Raw genomic sequence first — 19,786 nt, forward strand, 5'->3', positions numbered from 1 at the left:
TTGCAGGAGTGGTCTTGGGTCAGGAGATGTCGCATGCAGATGCAAAACTGTATGCGATGGGGCAGAGCAAGCCTGCTTATTCAGGCCAGTAAAGGTGCAGGAAAAGGCGCAGAAAAAGGCACAGGCACGGGCTCACTCTTGATACTTTTCAAATAATTTCGCCAATGTACCCTGACGCTCAAGCAAGATGATTGCCGCCCTGATTTTCCTCGCATCTTCCACTGCCAGGGTTTTTGACAGTACCATGTAAAGCTCATCTTTCAGCATCACCTTGGGTAGCAGTCTGATCTGGCCTTCCAGCCCTGCCTGCCTTATTTCTGCAACGATGCCGGGCGAGCGGTGACAATAAAAGCGACCCCTGCGCGCAAGCAATTTGTTCAGGTTGGACTTGGATGAGACGGCGCTGGAATCAACCTGCAGGCCACCGAGACTCTTCAAACGCTCATTGATGGCATAGTTGTGCATGGACAGGATAATGCCATCCTTGCCGAGCTTGCGTATGTCATCCCAGCCTGATACCTGTATGTCGTCGTCGGCGCGCACGGCCAGCAGGTAATTGACTGAAATAACCGGCGTATCAATATAGTCGTAGAGCTGGGCACGTTCTTTGGTATGCAGTATCCCGCAAATCGCATCGACAGGCCCGCCCAGTATCCTGACCAGCGGCAACCAGTTCTGGTCACCGACAAATTTGATGCCAGGCTCCACCGCTTCTATGGCCCGCATGATATCGACACATACACCGCCAACCGCGGGTTTGCCATCTTGCAGTATGGGGATGAATTTGGGGGCAGATGCCTCTTGCGCAGCAATCCTGATCAGGCTTTGCGCATTGACGGGGCAGGCAAAAAATAACAGCGACGCCATGCACAGAATAAAGCAGCGTGTGCCTTTGATGCTCATCAATGCGAAAGCAGCCACGTAACGCCTCCATTTTATATTTTATGCGCCCCCTGATTGTTGCCACAGCCAGGCTCAGGAGAGGCTTTTTTGACATTGTACGCCAGCGTACCTGATGTCTCGGCTAGTTTCAACGCAGACTTTACGGGGCCAGCCACCGTCGCCCGTTAACGCCCTGGCTTAAACTTGAACATGGTCCATGGCAAAAGCCATTCTCCACCGCATGGCCCTTGCTTGTTTTGTGAAAAGACAGGCTCCAGCATGACTCCTGCTGCTGTTAGTGACCATGCAGGCTGGCGCCAGATATCTTGATCCTTGGCGGCACATCGCTCTCTGAGGTCGGCCATGTCGCTGCCGTGGAGATTTTGCATGGCATTTGCGATCCAGCTGGAAAGTGCAGACTGGTCCACTGCGGCTGGTTTATCCCCACCCCAAATCAGTTGTGCAAGCTCAAGTTCACTCAGGCCAGGAATCTGGACATTCATGCTTGATCCATGGATAAGCAATCCGCCGCTGTTGCAAGTGCTTACCGTGCTAAAGCGCAGACTTACCAGCGTTGTCGTTAATAAACGTGGCTCAGCACTGAAGCTGAAATCAGCGGCTTGCTCAGGGCCATAACGGCGCGAATAATCGAGCTGGCAAGCGAAAAAAGCGGTAATGGCAGTGGACTGTTCTTGTGCTAACCGTGCATTAAGTTTCGTCAGGACGATGGCATCATAGCCACTGTCAAAACGAAACGTCCTGACTCCGGATACGGGCTCTACCCACCATTGCAATTTTTTATCTGCTACCATTTCAGCATGGTCACGACGCAGCGGCAGGCCTTGCAGCCGTTCATGTTCATAGGCGCCTGGTCCAGTTACAGAGCTGGCAAGTGTCTTTAAGGGCGACAACTGCACAAATAGGGTAGCAGGGCGCGCATGGGCTTTCCAGCTCCCCTGCCATTTGCCATTGGGGCCTGGTCGCAATACCATTTCAGCATTCGCTGCAGTGGAGTTTGCAGAGACTTCTGTCAAGGCAAGACTACCGTCGTCACGCAACTGACCTTCAAGAGCGAGGTCTAGATAATGCCTGCGATAAAAATAACGGCCCTGCACATGTCCCTTATTCAAATTGAGTTCCATAACAACAGGCGATGTACCTATTTTGCCAGCGAGAGTGAGTGATTCTGCCCAGCATGACGTTGTGAACACAAGCATGAATATGCTGAGGATGAGGCTGCTTGATTTTTTATAGTATTTCCCGGCGCAGTGGACCATACCTGGCTTTCTCGGTGTGTTTAGTATTTTTCAAATCCCGGATGCGGCGAGATTTGCCTTGCCGCATAGTTCAAGCAGTATGATAGTCGGTTTCCATTATGATTTAATGGCAATATGAGAACATGCATCAATTCTGCTAGTGTCAGAGGTCAATACAGACATGTTTCATGCGAACACGCTACATCTGAGAACTCCTTAGGGAAAACAATATGACATTGAATACATCTGCGCCTGCGCCTGAGACGAGCGCACAAACTTCCACCCCGCTCCCGGATGTGCAGGCAGACAAGGTCGTGGATACCGTTATCGACCTGCTTGACAAGCACGCCGTGCATCTCAATACGCAAAGCTTTCCCGCCAGTCTGTATGCCGAATCGCTGTTGTACATGATTTACTGGTTCCATCGCCTGCGTGACCCGGCCCGCAAGAACTACATGCAAGAGTGCATAGGCAAATACCTGGATCTGGACCCTCAATCAGCAGTGGTGCAAGCCCTGGTGTCGGATCAGCAGCTTAAAACCGGGGCCAGGCAGCGCATAGATCAGGGCATCATGGTGCGCAAGACGGTTGATGTGCTGGTTATGCGGGAAGGGCAACATGGCCGCGAATTTCTGGTCCTGGACCGCACGATTTTTCCTGAAGGCATTGCGCTGCCCGGTGGGCTGTTGCAGGATGAAGATGAGCAAAATGCGAGCGGCATTCCCGCCAATATTTTCGCCGCATTGCGGGTCACTGGCAGCAAGGTGTTTGCATCCCTGGCACCAGAATACGGCATTGCAGAAGAAGATGGGCGCAAATACTATTTTGTCCGCGATGAAGTGAAGAGTGCAACCAGCAATGAAGCCCGTATCTACATGGACAGGACGGTGACGCACAGTTATCGCGACCATCTGAAAGAAATTGCCGTTCCCTCTGACCCGCGTCATATTGTCGATACGCTGGGGTTTCTCGTTGAAATTGCCGATACCAAAGGTGTACACGGCAGGTGGTTGCCCGAGAGTGTGATGACAACGCCGTATGCAAAAGAAGGCTCGTTCGCCTTTGGCCACCACAAGCAGATAGCCGCAGCGCTGGTCGCGAAAAATTTCAGCAGGACGCAGGGTGTTTCACATCATGAGTGGATACGCGAATGGGTGAAAAAACCGGTAGATTTATACCGAGAATTGCGCCAGCGCTTTGAACAGAACCACAATAGCCTGAATACACCTGTGCTGGAATTATTGCCCGTTGTCGAATATTTCCGCAGCCAGATGACACTCCCGGCGATGGAGGAAAAATGCCGCAACGACGCAGCACTGGCTTTCATGCGCGATCAGTTACTGCACAAGCTGCACCACGTCACGATACAGAATGGCGCGATGTGCCCGTATGAACCGACCTTGCGCATCTTGTTTGAGGCCGTAGGATTTTTTGATGTAGCCTGCCGCACTGAAAAGAATTTGAGTACGCATTTCCAAAAGAAATACTGGTACCGCTATGAAGAACTGATGCGGCGCTTGCCAGAGGTCATCATCATCCCCAGTTTCGATAATATCTCTGCGACTGATCTCATGAAAATACGCGGTACGCCGGTGTATTTTATTGGCGTATCAACCGAGCCTGTGTATGTCGATGAATTCTGGCAATCTCCACTCGAATTCCTGATCCATGACCTGAACCATGCCTGGAAGATGATGGATATGGATGACAGATTTTTCAAACATAAACCTGAAGTCAGCAGGGATGAGTTGATCAGTAAATCCAATGCTTTTATCCGTGAATATTTTCCGACGATTGCCATTCAAAAGACAGATACAGAAGAGCAAAAGGAAATGAAAAAGCTCAAGAAAATTCTGTTGTTTGAAGTCGGGCATGAAGATGCCAGACCACTATTGCCAGCAATCGTCAGCGAAGCACTGCTGGAAGATGAGGGTTATGAATTCCCCGACATCGTCGTCCGTTATGATGAAGAAGGCAAACAGGCTTATCTGGAGCAACGCACCATACCCGGCATCACAGCGCTCTCTTACGTCAGACATAAACTGCAGCACGGCTTCTTTGACCAGACTGATTCGCAAAACATACAGATTGTCTCGCCCAAGTATCGCAGCGTGGAATGGATAGTCAGAGCGACTGAAGAATTGTTAAGCGAAATGCGGGCGACAATTCCACCCGCAGTGCGGGCAGAAGGTTTGACGGAATACCTTATCCGGCAGGCATGTTCCAGAGGACCGGCTATACTTCATGCACCGGAAAATCTCGACCCTGCGATAGAAGAGTATGGCGATGGAACGGTTGACACGAAATAGCTGGCTTCATGATGCGCAATCACAAGTGCGGCGGCTTTGCCGCAGCACTTGTTCATTGCAATCTGTCAAGCATCGCTGTTCGCGCTGGCGGACTTGTTGAAATACCGCTTTGCATGAAACCACGACGCACTTGGTCATCTGCAGTAAGTCACAGCTGTTGCAAAGGCGCTTGCCCATGTAACAGAACCCTCATTCCTGCTGCCCCGCTTTTCCTGCCATACGCCAGGTATTGCGGCCATCCCTTTTAGCTGCGTATAGCGCAAGATCGGCAGCCGCATAGAGTTCTGCCTGCTTACTCCCATCAATACCGAAAACTGAGGCTCCGATACTCATCGACACGGTGAATTGCATGTCAGAAAAAGCGATAGGTACACGGCACATCTGCATAATTCGTTCACATGCCATTCTTATTGCTTCTTCTGTTGTGCAAGACTCCAGAAGCACTGCAAACTCATCACCGCCCAGCCTGGCCACCACATCGACAGCGCGTGTGGCGAGCGTTAATTGTCTTGCCGTGGCAACCAGGACAGCGTCACCGGCGTCGTGCCCGTAAGTATCATTAATGGCTTTAAATTTATCAAGATCAATCAGCAGCAGTGTAAAGCCAGTTTTATTGCGATTGGCCAGTTCGCTAAAAAAGTCGAAGCGCTCTGTAAAACGCCTGCGATTTGCAATGCCAGTCAATGTATCCTGAAATGCCAGTAACTCCAGTTGCAAGGCCTGTTGAGTCAGTTTCTCGTTGCTCCTGAACAGTTCTTCAGTGCGCTGGTTGACCAGACTTTCCAAATGGTGTTTAGCTTTGTTCAACTGAGCAGTGCGGGACTTGACTAACTGCCAGACAAACAGGATAGCTAAAAGCAGAATTGCTATTCGAAATAGCCATGTCTGATACCACGCAGGCAGCACACGAATCGGAATATCGAGCGTTTTTTCGGTCCACATGCCTGCACGATTGGCGCCGCGCACATGTAGCGTATATTTGCCCGGTGGCAGGTTTGTGTAGCTGGCAATTCGCCGCGAGGGGTCGGTATCAACCCAGTCTTCTTCGAATCCCTCAAGCCGGTAGGCATAGCGATTGCGTTCGGGATCTGTGTAGTCGAGGGCGGCAAATTCGACCGCAACGCTATTGGCTTCGGGAGTAATAATGAGTGGCTCACTATCTTGCGTTGCCAGTTGCCCATTGAATCGCCCCGACGGCACAAGCTTGCCGCCGAGCCGGACATCGGTAGCGACGACAGGTGGCCGGTAAGTCCACGCTTTCACCAATTCTGGGCGCACCACGGTCAAGCCACCTAAACCCCCGAATAGCAATTCCCCATGAGTGGTCACCGCCCCTGAATCGTTCCAGTAGGTAGGGATGGCAACGCCATCCGCGCTCTGGAGTGCCCGGATGGCAAAAGTCCGTGCATCGACAACGGCCAGGCCTTTATCGGTGCTGGCCCAGATATTACCGGAGCCATCAAGCAGCAATTTGTTGATATTTGCGTTCGGTAATCCTTCTTTGATACCCAGTCTTTTAAAAAGTGGGCGTCCTTCTGCATTGCGGGATTCGAGAACGTTGATTCCGCCGCCCTGGGTGCCAAGCCATAACCGTCCTTGCAAATCGGTCAATGCCGTTGATACATAGCCGTTTGACAGCGACTTTGGATCAGTGGCATCAGGTAAAATGCGTTCGATTGTCTGATGAAGCGAGTCAAGGAGATTCAGACCATTTCGTGTGCAGATCCACCATGAACCAGGTTTGCCGCCCTCTATGACAAGTATTCGTTGATCCGTCAAATTCCTGGTATATTCTGCGCGAACGCCAAGGGCTGCCTTGTCGGCAAAATCCAGGGTCAGCAAACCGTCTGATTGGGTGCCGATCCATAAGCGCTTGCCATCCACCCTGAGTGTTCGTATGCTGAGTATGGCTTTATTTTGCAGCAAGTCAACGCGGGTCAGGTTTTTTTCGTCACGATCAAGGCGATATAGACCGTACAGTGTGGCAACGTAGATATCGCCTTCAGGCACCGCGACCATAGAAGTGATGATGCTATGTGGTAAGGCTGTTTTTGGTTTGGTTGGATCGGGGCGCAAGGCGGTAACACGCCCTAGTTCAGGATCGATAGCATCCATTCCCGTAATGCCAAAACCGAGCCAGATTCGCCTGTCACTGGCAACCAAAAGAGATTCAATATCAGAATCGAAAATCCCATTCGGACGGCTGGAATCACCGTAAAGCGTGAGAATGGCAGTCTGAGTAGGGTCGTGCCGGCCGAGGCCGTGATTAGTGCCCACCCAGACCTGCCCAGCGCGATCATGTAGCATTGCCCATACATTGTCGTGACTCAAGCTTGCTTCGAGCTTTGGGTCATGACCCAGCCTGCGGGTATGCATGGTTGCCGTGTCAACCACCACAATGCCATGTCCGTGGGTGCCTAGCCAGATTTCTCCGGGATGTACTTCGACGATGGCATCAATCGCCTGGGAGGACAATAGCGACACTGTAGGGCCCGACTCTGTTACCACGACCACTTTTGCGGTCACCGGGTCCAGGACAAATGCACCACTGTTTTTAGTCCCGACCCAAATATGGCCGTCACTGCCTTGGTAGAGATGCCTTACTGCTGGCTGTGGCGCATTTGCATCCGCTGTCAGAGTGACAGGTACAAAGTGCTTGCCGCCACGCTCACGGCGCAGCAAATTTTTATTAGTTCCGACCCACAAGTTGCCGCGGCTGTCGTGCAGGGCAGCACCTGCCTTTACACGTTCCAGCGGACTGGCATCCGTCGGACCGAGAGGAATATGCTTGATTGCACCTGTGTTCTGGTCGAGATGATCCAACCCGCCGTTAGTTGTAATCCACATACCTTTTGCGTCGTCATCGGTGATATTGCTGATCGCGACATCGCTCAATCCATTGGCACCGCCTGATGGGTAACGGATGAAGCGATCATTGTCACGGTCATAGCGCGCAAGTCCACCGCTGCCAGTACCTACCCAGAGCAGTCCCTGGCGATCAGTGTGCAACGCTGAAATAAAGTTGTCTGGCAAAGTGTTGGGGTCAAGAGGGTTTGGTCCGAAAACACGAAAACGGTAGCCGTCCCATCGGGCCAGGCCATCTTGTGTGCCTGCCCAGATGAAACCATCGCCATCTTCCGCAATGGCGGTGACAATTGGGTGAGGCAGCCCATAGCCAACACTAAAGTTGCGGAACACCGTATCCGACAGTGACGACCACCGCGATACCAGGGAAGACGCATCAAGGTTTGCCTTTGGCAACGGCAATGATGCGTTTGCGTTGAGCAAAAACACCCAAAAAGCAATGATGCCAAAGACATATTGAATGGTCTTTGCAAGCTGCGACTTCAAGCTATGCCGACAAAGTTTTTCGCTAGTGAATTCCATAGATAGAGGGTAGTCCCAGGCTTATTTGCCAGTGCAGATAAGAGCAATACTTAAGCAAAACCAAATAAATATTAAAGATTACAAATATTAAAGAGTGCTTCGTAAATACTTAAGGCGTACATGCTTCTTGGAATTAAGGGTAGCGTATCTATTGTGATAAGCAAAGACGGCAGGCGCGGCTAACATCAAATTACCCATAAGTCTTATGCGTGTCAACATGAAGGAGGGTTTTCATATTCAGTAACATTATTGGCTGGAGTTGACACACAGGCTTCTTAAAACATCCCGGCATCAGATCGTGGCGCATAACCTGGAAGACATATCGCATTCAACAGAAGTTAAGGTCAGCCACAAGCTGGATGGCTGCGTTCGGATGGACGGTGATGCCTTTACCATGCCGGCGTGGGTATCGCTGCGCATGATCAACTATACGACTGGAGCCGTGGCTGTTGATTGTCCCTTGCTTTCGCGCATTTCGCAGCGGAAGGCATTGGCAGTGCCCATCTGCCAGGATGTGCTGGAGTATTTTGCACATAGCGCTGCTGGCATAGAAAGATTCAAACCCCTATCAGGGAAATTGCTTTGCACAATGATTGAAAACATACCATGCTCGCTCGTCGCCAGGGTGTAAATAGCTACTGTCCCTTGATCACAATAAGCGCTGCTTCCCAGCCAGGGTAACCGGCGCCACTGCCACCGACCGTGCCAGAAATGCCAAATGCACCAATAGCGGCCGGGCGCTGTTCATAGATACGCGAAGTAATATAAGTGCCTGCTTCAGGGCTCACCAATTGCCATGATCCGTTCGGGCTGAAGGGAATGGCATTGCCTATGCCCAGATCAATCAGCGCAAGCACGAGATCATTCGCTCTTGTGCTGGTCTGTGTTGGAGAAGACAACGCGGTAGATGCAAAGCGTGGGCCTGCGCTGGTTGTCAAAGGAGCATCCAGCAAATTCACAGTGTCTGCATTCTGAATTTCCACCACGTGTATGCTGCCCTGGTTGGGGATGCCTACGGACAATGTGTATGTCCCTGATGTCGTGGCCTTTACCGCATACAGGTCGGTACCCATTCCATCTACATAAATACGTCCCAACGATGTGAAAGAGCCGATATCGGCATGCCCCTGATTGTCGGACAATGTGCCTGACACCCCAAGTGCATTATTGTTTATACCCACGGTCACCAGTATCCAGTTGCCTGCCGATACCGTACTGGGCAATTGATGCCTGCTCGTTCCCGCTGTGATCACGCCAGAGTATTGTTGACGCACACTTGGTGGAGTTGATGGATCAGGGTTGCTCGCCAGGTTTGCACTGCAGCTTGCCGTTGTGCCCCCATTGCTGCCAGAGCAGCTCCAGGCCCAGCCGGTGTTGGTCGTTGAAACCAGCGAGGCAATGCCTGATGAACAAAGCTGGCTGCTTGGTGCTGCACTGAACGACTGGCCGTTGGCAGTACCACACATGCCATTTACTGGAGTAGGAATAGGTACTACAGCACCGCTGAGTTCAAATGCACCGATGTCCTTGCTGTTGCCTTGCGGACGAGCGGTATTGCTGATGTCGTCATTGACTGCAAAAATACCGGGCTGTGTCGCGGCATCTACTGCCGGGCTGGTCGCCAGCAAAGTGTAGTTTGCCGATGCTGCATTCTTGAACTGCGGGTTGCCAGAGATGGCCAGGTTATCGCCCAGTGTGCCTGGCGTTGGCGCAGTCTGGCCATTGCTGAAGTACAGGTTTTGTTTGAAGTCGTAGCTGGTGGTTGTGGATGGTGTGCTGTAGTCAATCAGCCAGGTCGTACCAGGCTGGGTGTCAGGGCCAAAGGCAAAAATATTATTGTAGAACTTGTTGCGTATGCCCGCGCCGCTGCCAAAGCCTTCGTCCATGACGTAGGCTTTGTTTCCTGATGCGCCAGTCATGGCGTTATACACCGTATTGTAGGCAAACCACATGTTTTGTATCGTGGCTGTTGAGTTGATACGTATCGGGTAGAGCTTGGTGCCGGTGATGACATTATTCCAGCTCTGGGCTTCATATGTACCCTTGTGCGTGCTTCCCTGGTCATTGAAGTTGATGCCGTATTTCGCGGCGTTTTCCAGCCAGTTATGATGTATGCGTATGCCGGTAAAGCCTTGCCAGATGCCGCCGTGCGGCAGTGTGTAAGAGCCTGCACCACCTTCGTTGTCGTTGAACTGCACGGCTGAGCCGCCGGTGATATTGTGTATCCAGTTATAGGCAACTTCCCAGTCTTGTGCCGTGGTGTCTGCATAGATACCATGGTTTTGCAGCTCGGATGTGCCGGCGATGTCGTGGATGTTATTGCCGAGTACCCGGTTGCCCTTGCCGTGGCCAGATACGCCTGCTGCATTGAGCGTGGCAGAATTACCGGCGATCCAGGGGCCCAGCTCATTGTTGACCACGCGCCATGGGCCCGCAGTGTATTGAAAGTTGACAGGTGCAGCATCACGGCTGGCGCCGCCTGCCACATCCATCCTCAGGTTCGATACCGAGATGTATTCACCGGTAGAACCTGCGATGGCTGACCAAGGGCCAGAGATACCGCCTGATGCGCCAACTGGTGTCGTGTAATGCACATCTTCTATCGCGTTGCCATTGACCGGGCCAGGGTAGGCCGTGATATGTATCCATGCAGCGGGGCTGCCGTTTCTGGCATAGATGCCGCCACCAAAACGCATCCATGTTTTATCCTGGCCGTTGGTGTCATGCCAGGCACCGCCTCGTACCACAAGCTGGTCGCCCGCCTGCATGGCAAAGTAGGCACCTTTGAGCGTGCTCATGTTTTGCAGTGAGCGCCAGGGCTTGGCAATATTGTTTGCTACCGCAGTGGTGTCGGAACCTGAGAGGGAAACAAAAAGTACCCGGCCAGAAGTGGGGGTAAAGTTATTGTCGGTATTTGAAGAGGCGCCGTTATATACAACCTTGACAGGCAGTGCGCCGCCTGCCGGCGCACCCTCAAGCGAGCCTACCTGCACTGTGATTTGCTGCAATCCAGTTTTTGCGCTTGATTTTGCATTGCCGAGATAACGGTAGTTGGCCACTTCTTTATCGTTGATATACACCCTGGTATTCGTACCGAGGTCGCTGGCAGAGCCAAAGTTCTTGCCGAAGATGGAAAGATAGCCACCCTGGTTGTTTTCCCCACCAGTGGTCGGCGCGCTTAAGGTATCGGTAAACAAGATTTGCGGTGCGGGGCTGCTGGATGCGAGTCCCTTCGCAGTATTCGCGCTCAAGGATGAAGCGGTCTTTGTCGTTGGTGCCAATACATTCTGCGGGAAAGAACCGTCGGCAGTCGCCGGTGGCGGGTTCGATGTCTGTGTTTGCGACGCAGTTGAAACCGCACTATTGTTACTGCCCCCACACGCACTGAGCAGGGCAACTACGCTGGCTTGTAGCATCCATGACATCCATCCCGACTTGCGAATTTTATACATCACTGTACCTTTTGAAAGAGCGCTTCCTGGCAAAACAGGCTGGGCGTTGTCATGGTCAACAACAAAAGCAAATGCTGGCAGATTTAGCATTTATTCACAATCGTAATGATTTTTTGTTACCAAAATCTACAATTGGTAACCACAGGATTGATGGAAACTGGATAGTGGAGAATGAAGAGTCAGACGAAAACCGCGGGGTGAAATGACAATGTCGATTTTTCTGTTGCTTGCGCTGGATGTCGGCCAGCACGTTGAAATGTCTTCACACATTTGTTTGCTGATTTGACCATGCCAGTTTGGTCGAGCTTGCACAAATCAATATCAAGACTGGCAAATACGTGGTCAACTGCCTTGATGGTAGTTCGCCATGCCAAGGGAATGACATAGCTTTAGCTTGAATGCCGACGACGATCTCCAGAAACTGAGGCATGCTGGGTAACCATGCCGTCGTTGATCATGCCCGTTGCCGAGATGGATAGGGCATAAAGAAAAAAGTTGAATCGTTCTTATTTGCAGTAGTGAGCTATTGTGATCTATTTAAGATCTATCGCACGTATGTGCATCTTGCCTTCGTGAATATATGACGGTTATCAACAATTGTATTTTCCAGCTCTGGTATATTCATGAAGCTAGAATAAAAAAGCAAAGCTGACTGTTTGGCGAGTTAAAAATGACAGTAGTACGGATATTTCTCCTGGATATGCATGATTGATCCCTCACAATCCACCAAGATCATCGGAATAAGGGTGAAGAAAGCTTCACTTACTGGATTAGTGTTGGGGTTCGTCATGCTGGTTTGTCTGTCGCTTATCTTCATGGACGGATGGCGAAGCTGGACAGCCAGGAAAAATCAGTTGCAAGAAGCCGAGGTTTCCACAGCCAATATGGCGCGCGCGATAGCGCAACATGCCGACGATACGATCAAGGCAGCCGATACTGCCCTGCTAGGCATTGTTGAGCGTATTCAGACGGATGGCACCTCTGCACCTGCGTTGGAGCGCCTGCACAAATTGCTCGTGCGCAGAACTTCACAACTAACACAGCTCAAAGGCTTGTTTGTTTATAACGAAAACGGGCGATGGCTAGTGAATTCATTGCCAGCGATGCCTGAGAACGTCAACAATGCGGACCGCGACTATTTTATTTATCACCGCACCCATCAGGAAGACAAGCCATATATAGGATTGCCTATACAAAGTCGTTCCAGCGGCGCATGGATCATGACAGTGTCTCGCCGTATCAATCATGCAGATGGCAGCTTTGCAGGTGTCGCCCTGGCGTCCATCGATATTGATTATTTCAATAAATTTTACGACAGCTTCAATCTCGGAAAAAATGGGGCAATCGTTTTAGTCATGGAACGTGCTGTTTTGGTAACGCGTCGGCCTTTGTTGGCTGACTCCGTCGGCAAGAGCATGGTGAATACCACCGTTTTTAAAGAGAGCCGCTCTAAAGCGCTTGGGATATTCACCGTAAATTCTGCGCAGGATGGCGTAAAACGATTGAACAGTTTCCGTCACCTTGATAAATATCCCTTGTTTGCCTCTGCAGCCTTATCAGAACAAGAAATTCTTGCAGAATGGCTGGCGGATACTTATTTGCATTCAACTGGGGTGGGGATACTTGTGCTGGTTTTGAGTTCAGTCGGATTTTATCTTGTAGGACAAATCAAGCTGCGTGTTGATGCAGAAGCAGAGAGCGCTGCTGCAAAAGATGCCATGCAGCGCCTGAACCTGGCTCTTGAACGGCTTTCACTGCAGGATGCATTAACTGAATTGGCCAACCGGCGCAATTTCGACATCATCCTGGAAGAAGAGTTTAATCGCGCAATCCGGAATTCGAGTTCCCTGGCGTTGATTATGTTCGATGTTGACCACTTCAAGAGGTATAACGATATTTATGGCCACGTAGCAGGAGATGAATGTCTCAAAGAAATAAGCCAGGCCGCCAAATCCTGCCAGCGTCGGGCAGGTGATCTTATCGCCCGTTATGGTGGTGAGGAATTCGCAGTGATCCTTCCAGCGACTGACGTCGAGGGTGCTCTACTGATTGCAGAAAATATTCGTCTTGCAATTCAAAAGCTCGCCATGCCCCACGCCGGCAATGCGACGGGCGTAGTAACGGTCAGCGCTGGAGTGGAGGCGATTATCCCGTTGAGAGAATTAAACAAACCGGTTGCTTTGATCGAGGCTGCCGATATGGCACTATATGTTGCAAAAAGAACTGGGCGTAACCGTGTTTGCCGCAATGAGAGCCTGACGAAAACAGCGTGAATAGAAAATCATGATATTGATATGCCGTGCCGGACAGGTGCTTATCGCGGGGACTTTCTATAAAGCTTGAATAAAGTAGATGAAACATCAATAGAAAAACCAGTGCGTCACTTGCGTGGACTGTTCATTAAGACTATGCCTTAAGCGATGAAGACAGTACTTTAGTACGCGGCTCCCAGGAGGCGAGCTACAACGTAGCTGGGGCGATTTTCCGTCAGTCCGAATAGTTTGATATGTTAAGAAAATTCAGCAGAGACCCGAAGATCTACTGAGCTCCGTTTGACTCATGCTGTATTCCCGTGGTGAGCATTGCATGACGCGTTTGAAGGCTGTGCTGAATGCGCTTTCAGATTCGTAGCCCAGTGAAGGGGCAATGACGGATATGGAGTCGCTGGTATTCATCAGCCGGTCCCCGGCTAGCAGCATGCGCCAGCGGGTCAGGTAATCCATCGGCGATTCGCCCACCAGTGTTTTGAATTTCAAAGCGAAGGTTGATCTCGACATACAAGAACGTTCTGCCAGGCTTTGCAAGGTCCATTTGCGGGCAGGGTCTTCATGCATGGCATGGATGGCGGCACTGAGCTGTTTGTCGCTTAGTGCATAAATCCAGCCTACGCCGCCGGCTGCGTCAGCCCCTGCAGCCCCTTCTGCACCATTCGCCAGAAACAGCCGGAGCGCCTGGATGAGCATGAGGTGGGCCAGGTGCCGGGCGATCAATGAACCGCCAGGCTGGGGCTCGCGCAATTCTTGCATGATTTGTTCCAGCGAACCACGCAAGGCTTTTTTATCGGATTCTTTACGAATATGTACGACCGCCGGCAAGATGCCCAGCAGCACGCTGGCATGTCTTCCGGCAAATTCAAAATAGCCGCCCAGCCCATAACAATCGCCCCCGCCGTTGTAGGTGACGATGCCCCCTTCTTTTGCCGTGGGGAATACCTTGCTGGCATCAACCGCGGGCAAAGCCGGGTCGCTGCCCAGGCTGGCGGGTTGCCCGCCAGGCAGCAGTACGCAATCGCCTTCTTTTAAATGGATGGGTTCAGGATAGCCTTCCACGCTGAGCCAGAATTCGCCCTCAAGCAGAGCATAGCAGCGTATGCCTTGCATGGCTTTGAAATACAGTGACCATTGACCACCCGCGTCCAGCCCGCGAAACATATAGCTGCGCGGCTTAAGCAGGGATAAGACATCTGAAAGTGGGTCCATCACGTTCCCGGACGATAGCAAAGATAAGCCGGACTATAGAGCATGGATGATCCCTGCACAAGCGCCTATCATCTGGCCTTTCTTGCCCGTGATGGGCGATCAGTACTTATTTCAGGGGACATGAATGACGACCAATACTGCGGCATGGATATTATCGAAGCGCGCTGATCTGGCGGTACAGCCTGCCAGTTACATCCCGCCCGGCGACAACGAGATTGTGGTGAAAAACCATGCCATCGCCATCAATCCGCTGGACTGGATATTGCAAAATGCGGGTGAGCTGGTGTTTTCATGGATCAGATATCCGTTTATCCTGGGGTCTGACCTGGCGGGCGAGGTAGTGGAAGTGGGCAAGAATGTCAGCCGTTTCAAGGTTGGGCAGCGGGTGCTGGCGCATGCCGTGGGGTCTGATCCCAAGCGCAACCGCGCCGCCGAAGGCGCTTTCCAGAATTACACTGTCGTTCTTGAACATATGGCCTACGCCATTCCCGACAGCATGTCGTATGAAAGCGCGGCGGTTCTGCCGCTCGGTTTGTCCACAGCCGCCTGCGGTCTGTTTGAAAAAGATCAGATGGCGCTCCTGCATCCTTCTGCCACTGCCAAACAAGCCAAAGCCACCGGACAAACCGTGCTGGTCTGGGGTGGTTCAACCAGCGTGGGCTGTAATGCCATACAACTGGCCGTTGCTGCTGGTTATGAGGTGATTGCCACTGCCTCGGCAAAGAACTTTGATTACCTCAGAAAACTCGGTGCCAGCCAGGTCTTTGATTATCGCAGCGACAGCGTTGTCACGGATATCATCCAGGCTTGCAATGGCAAAATCCTGGCAGGTGCAATGGCGATAGGCATGGGTTCGATGGAAGCCTGTCTTGATATTGTGCATGCCTGCAAGGGCAATAAATTTGTGGCGATGGCGACGTTTCCAGTGTCTTTCCAGAAGATGACAAAGGGAACCAACCTCAAGCTACAGTTCCTGCTTCAATTGCCAAGGCTTGTTGCGTTCATGCTGTCGATGCAAATCAAGTCGCGCTTGCGCGGTATACGCACCAAGGCCATTTTTGGCACATCGCTGATCGCCAATGAAGTCAGCCAACTTATCTATAGGGATTTTTTGCCAGCAGCGCTAGCGCAGGGCATCTTTGTTGCCGCGCCTTCGCCGCATGTCATCGGGAAGGGGCTGGAGTATGTGCAGGCCGGTTTGGACATGCAAAGAAAAGGCGTGTCAGCCAGCAAGATCGTGATTTCGCTGTAAAGTGGGTATCATCAACGCAGATATGAGGTTCATGTATGACATCACTCAAAGATGCGCAACAGGTGTTGCTGATGTACGGTCTGATGATGGGCGTAGGCATGGTGGTGGCCTGGGGCTGGTCGCACTTTGACAGGCGTACATTTCGTGGCGTTGGCGTCTGGGTCAAGCCGCTGAAATTCATGTCGGCCACGGCGCTGTTTGCCATGACCAGCGCAGGGTTGATGCAGATGGCTGAGGTGACACCAGCGGCCTTGCCTTGGTTTTACTGGATTGCTGTGCTCATCGTCAGTACATCGACCTTTGAAGTGGCTTACATCAGCTTGCAGGCCAGCCTGGGGCAGGCTTCGCATTACAATACTTCAGACGCTCTGCATGCGGCCATGGCGGCGCTGATGGGCATTATGGCGGTGTGCCTGACGGCCAGCCAGGTCTGGCTGGCCTGGGTCATCTGGGCGCACCGTAGCGGGCCAGCAGTGTCGCTCACGCTGATCGCCATCGTCACGGGTTTGATGTTGACTTTTGTACTGGCAACTGTCAGCGGCTTCATGCTGGGTGCGCGTCAACCCGCACCCGGTAAAGGCTTGCCACTGGTGGGCTGGCATGTGCAGGGCGATGTCCGGCCAGCGCATTTTCTTGGAGTGCATGCACAGCAATTCATACCGGCCTTCGGGCTGATCGCCTCCTGGCTTCCTGCCTATTTTCCGGCAAAGGCAGGCTATGTGGTATTCATCGTTCTCACTACAAGCTATGTGCTTGCGTGGTGGCGTTTAAGCGCCACTGCACTGCAAGTGCGTTCATGAAATTGTGGACAGTGTTTTTGGTAAGGTAAAAATATGCAGATCATCATTACCCGTTTTATTCTTGGCATCTTTTTGCTCCAGTTGGCAGGATGCGCACCCATGCAGCATTATCCCAAATCAGATCACTATGATGGCAGCAGGTTTTTTAATCCAGCTGATCCGGCAGGTAACAGCTTGTGGGATGGGCTTAAAGTCTTATTTGCATTTGATTTTGCGCACTGGCCAGACCAGGTCGACAATGCGCCGGCACTGCATATGCATGACAAACTGGCTGGGGATGAAGTTGCCATTACCTTTGTCAATCATGCCAGCGTGCTTATCCAGACACAGCACATGAATTTGCTGACCGACCCGGTCTGGTCGGAGCGCGTCAGCCCCTTAAGCTGGATCGGCCCCAAACGGCACCGTCAGCCAGGCATTGCTTTCGCTGATTTGCCAAAAATTGATGTCGTCATCATCAGCCACAATCATTATGATCACATGGATCTTGACACACTCAAGCAATTAGAAGGGCGCTTTCACCCGCTATTTTTTGTCCCGCTCGGTAATAAAAAGTTATTAGAAGATAATGGCGTGACGCAGGTCGTTGAGTTGGACTGGTGGCAAAGCCACCCGCTTGCTTCGGGCGTGAAACTGAGCCTGACACCCGCTGCGCATTTTTCTGGCCGCGGCCTGTTTGACAGGGACCGCAGCTTGTGGGGCAGTTACCATCTTTCCTTTAACGGCCACAGCCTTTACTTTGGTGGCGACACCGCGTATTCACCCCATTTCAAGGCGATACAAGAACGCTTTGGCCCGCCCGATATTGCCTTGCTGCCCATTGGTGCCTTTGAGCCAAGATGGTTCATGAAGCAGGTACATATTGATCCGGCAGAAGCTGTGCAAGCACACCTGGACTTGGGAGCCAGACAAAGTATAGGCATGCATTTCGGTACTTTCCAGCTGACCAATGAAGGTATCGATCAACCGGTAAAAGACTTGCAATCAGCTTTGCAAAATAAGAAAGTAATGGCGAGTGAATTTGCAGTTCTGGGAGAAGGGAGCACGACCAGGTTCAAACTAAAGTCCGCAACAGTGCTTAGTCAAGCAAAATGAGACACGAGTTTTTTTGAAAGAATAAGTGTGTGTAAATCAGTGAAGATTTGACCACTACCCGAGCCAGGCGTTATTTATACTACAATCCGAAATTACTTATCCTAGCCATTGGAATCTTCATTTTTAATAGCCATTAATTAACTAATCACGCTGACCCGTCTTTGTAAAATCAATTGAATCATCCAAAAAACAAATGCTGGACTACAGGCTACACAAGACCTTGAAAACTCCTTGAATGCCATGCCGCAAAAATTAACAAAAAAATGGTGAATCCGCCACATATTGAAAGGAAAATCAATCAGAAATATCATAAAATAATTGTGTGCGCTTAAAACTGTCTGGAATCGTAAAATGGAAAAAAATAAAAACCACCTTGACCGATTAGAGCGCATCGTTGAAACCCAATCACTTCTCGCCCAGGCGGATCTGGATCTTGCGGTGTTCATGCAGCTTGTTGTCAATACATTACAAGAACTCACAGACGCCAAAGGCGCGGTAGTCGAACTCGTCGATGGCGACTATATGGTTTATCGCGCCGCCAGCGGTGCGATATCCCAGCATGTTGGTTTGCGCTTGTTGAGGGCAAACAGCTTGTCAGGTTTATGCGTCAGTAGCGCACAGATTCTTCAATGCGACGACGCAGAAACCGATCCACGCGTCGATGCCAATGCCTGCCAAAAGGTGGGTGTCCGTTCCATGATTTGCACACCACTTTTTGAACGGGGCCTGCCCGTTGGCGTTCTTAAAGTCATGTCGGAGCAGGCATACGGTTTTGATGAAGAAGATTTACAGACGCTTGAACTGATGGGCGCGGCACTGGGGGCAGCGCTTGGCAAGCAGGTCGCTTTTGACGAGATGCTTCGTGTGCAGGCACAGCTTCGCGCCAGTGAAGAACGCATACGCACCATTCTGGAACATGCCAATGATGCCGTGATATCGATAGACAATGCTGGAATCGTGACACAATGGAACCGTTCTTCCGAATCCCTGTTTGGCTGGCACAATCATGAAGCCATGGGGCGCAATATAGTCGATCTGATCGTGCCACCGGCTTTCAGAAGTTCCTTCGTCAATATCCTGGCGCATTTGGATAAACTAAGAAAAACACCAACAACCGCCCGACGGGAATTCCTCGCCGTTGACCGCGACGGTAAAGAAATTTCTGTCGAGGTAAGTTTAAACGTGAATAATATTGCAGACCGGCTTGAATTCACTGCTTTTTTACACGACATCTCTGAACGAAAAAAATGGGAAGAAGCGCTGAACGCAATGGCGCTATCGGATGGCTTGACCGGGCTTCCAAACCGGCGTCACTTCATGGAAGTATTGCATCAATCGATAGTCAGGCAATTGCGACAAAACAATGGACTTGCTTTATTGTTCATGGACTTGAATGGTTTTAAAAAAATAAATGATACCAACGGCCATGACACGGGAGACCTGGTATTGAAAGAATTCGCAAAAAGAGTTTCTGGCTGTTTGCGAGAGAGCGACACCATGGCTCGTCTTGGCGGCGATGAATTTGTGGTGCTCGCGGAGGGGGTGCGGGTACTGGAGCATGCCCAAATCCTGGCCCGCAAAATTGTCACGACATTGGATGCACCTGTCTCCGGTTCTGCGATTGTTATGTCAACCAGCATTGGCATCAGTATTTACGATTCCCTGGCGAATGCCGAGCAATTCCTGAAGGAAGCCGATATCGCCATGTATAAAGCAAAACAGCTTGCTTCCAGTAGCAGCGCTATTGCCGCATTTGTGGAACAAAGCGCATTGCTAAAAGAATGTTGACCTTGGATTTTAGTGAAATTTCCACGCATTGCCTGATTATTTGCATCGATGCTGATCCACGTTCAACATACCCCCGTCTCTAATGA

At 51.2% G+C, this 19,786-nt stretch carries 13 protein-coding genes; 8 read left to right on the forward strand and 5 right to left on the reverse strand.

The genetic code is table 11. The features are described 5' to 3' along the window. Positions 1 to 132: 132 nt before the first annotated feature. The gene (locus tag ACO0LI_RS19640; protein ID WP_423034682.1) at positions 133 to 921 is read right to left on the reverse strand and encodes a substrate-binding periplasmic protein; all 789 of its coding nucleotides are present in this window, start codon (positions 919 to 921) and stop codon (positions 133 to 135) included. A 146-nt stretch (positions 922 to 1,067) separates the two neighbouring features. Beyond that, positions 1,068 to 2,099 (reverse strand): hypothetical protein, encoded by a 1,032-nt coding sequence (locus ACO0LI_RS19645; RefSeq protein WP_423034684.1) that lies wholly within the window; start codon positions 2,097 to 2,099, stop codon positions 1,068 to 1,070. 269 nt (positions 2,100 to 2,368) lie between these two features. Here ACO0LI_RS19645 and ACO0LI_RS19650 point away from each other — a divergent pair, with 269 nt between their 5' ends. Next, positions 2,369 to 4,447 (forward strand): hypothetical protein, encoded by a 2,079-nt coding sequence (locus ACO0LI_RS19650; protein WP_423034686.1) that lies wholly within the window; start codon positions 2,369 to 2,371, stop codon positions 4,445 to 4,447. A 189-nt stretch (positions 4,448 to 4,636) separates the two neighbouring features. On the opposite strand, the gene ACO0LI_RS19655 is transcribed toward ACO0LI_RS19650, so the two are convergent. Beyond that, positions 4,637 to 7,834: a diguanylate cyclase gene (locus tag ACO0LI_RS19655; RefSeq protein WP_423034688.1), complete on the reverse strand. Its 3,198-nt coding sequence runs from the start codon at positions 7,832 to 7,834 to the stop codon at positions 4,637 to 4,639. A gap of 298 nt (positions 7,835 to 8,132) precedes the next feature. Here ACO0LI_RS19655 and ACO0LI_RS19660 point away from each other — a divergent pair, with 298 nt between their 5' ends. Beyond that, positions 8,133 to 8,465, forward strand: a complete 333-nt coding sequence (locus ACO0LI_RS19660) for a hypothetical protein (RefSeq protein WP_423034690.1) — start codon at positions 8,133 to 8,135, stop codon at positions 8,463 to 8,465. Between the two features lie 4 nt (positions 8,466 to 8,469). On the opposite strand, the gene ACO0LI_RS19665 is transcribed toward ACO0LI_RS19660, so the two are convergent. After that, positions 8,470 to 11,286, reverse strand: a complete 2,817-nt coding sequence (locus ACO0LI_RS19665) for a choice-of-anchor Q domain-containing protein (protein ID WP_423034692.1) — start codon at positions 11,284 to 11,286, stop codon at positions 8,470 to 8,472. A gap of 11 nt (positions 11,287 to 11,297) precedes the next feature. On the opposite strand from ACO0LI_RS19665, the gene ACO0LI_RS19670 reads away from it, so the two are divergent. Together ACO0LI_RS19670 and ACO0LI_RS19675 are read left to right on the forward strand one after the other, a co-directional pair. Further along, a complete protein-coding gene (locus ACO0LI_RS19670; RefSeq protein WP_423034694.1) occupies positions 11,298 to 11,492 on the forward strand; it encodes a hypothetical protein in 195 nt (64 codons plus the stop codon). A 498-nt stretch (positions 11,493 to 11,990) separates the two neighbouring features. Beyond that, on the forward strand, positions 11,991 to 13,559 hold the full coding sequence (locus ACO0LI_RS19675; protein WP_423034696.1) for a sensor domain-containing diguanylate cyclase: 1,569 nt from the start codon (positions 11,991 to 11,993) through the stop codon (positions 13,557 to 13,559). A 246-nt stretch (positions 13,560 to 13,805) separates the two neighbouring features. Here the strand turns inward: ACO0LI_RS19675 and ACO0LI_RS19680 are convergent, their stop codons facing one another. Continuing rightward, the gene (locus tag ACO0LI_RS19680) at positions 13,806 to 14,765 is read right to left on the reverse strand and encodes an AraC family transcriptional regulator (RefSeq protein ID WP_423034698.1); all 960 of its coding nucleotides are present in this window, start codon (positions 14,763 to 14,765) and stop codon (positions 13,806 to 13,808) included. A gap of 124 nt (positions 14,766 to 14,889) precedes the next feature. Here ACO0LI_RS19680 and ACO0LI_RS19685 point away from each other — a divergent pair, with 124 nt between their 5' ends. The 4 genes from ACO0LI_RS19685 (at position 14,890) to ACO0LI_RS19700 (ending at position 19,700) form a co-directional block, all read left to right on the forward strand. Next, on the forward strand, positions 14,890 to 16,017 hold the full coding sequence (locus ACO0LI_RS19685) for a zinc-binding alcohol dehydrogenase family protein (RefSeq protein ID WP_423034700.1): 1,128 nt from the start codon (positions 14,890 to 14,892) through the stop codon (positions 16,015 to 16,017). A gap of 35 nt (positions 16,018 to 16,052) precedes the next feature. Next, positions 16,053 to 16,817, forward strand: a complete 765-nt coding sequence (locus ACO0LI_RS19690) for a hypothetical protein (RefSeq protein ID WP_423034702.1) — start codon at positions 16,053 to 16,055, stop codon at positions 16,815 to 16,817. 33 nt (positions 16,818 to 16,850) lie between these two features. Beyond that, positions 16,851 to 17,912 carry an MBL fold metallo-hydrolase gene (locus ACO0LI_RS19695; protein ID WP_423034704.1) on the forward strand — a complete coding sequence of 354 codons (1,062 nt, stop codon included), beginning with the start codon at positions 16,851 to 16,853 and terminating at the stop codon, positions 17,910 to 17,912. A gap of 351 nt (positions 17,913 to 18,263) precedes the next feature. After that, positions 18,264 to 19,700: a diguanylate cyclase domain-containing protein gene (locus ACO0LI_RS19700; protein ID WP_423034706.1), complete on the forward strand. Its 1,437-nt coding sequence runs from the start codon at positions 18,264 to 18,266 to the stop codon at positions 19,698 to 19,700. The last annotated feature ends 86 nt before the right edge of the window (positions 19,701 to 19,786 follow it).

The organism is Undibacterium sp. Tian12W (assembly GCF_049339405.1).
Taxonomy (GTDB): domain Bacteria; phylum Pseudomonadota; class Gammaproteobacteria; order Burkholderiales; family Burkholderiaceae_D; genus Undibacterium.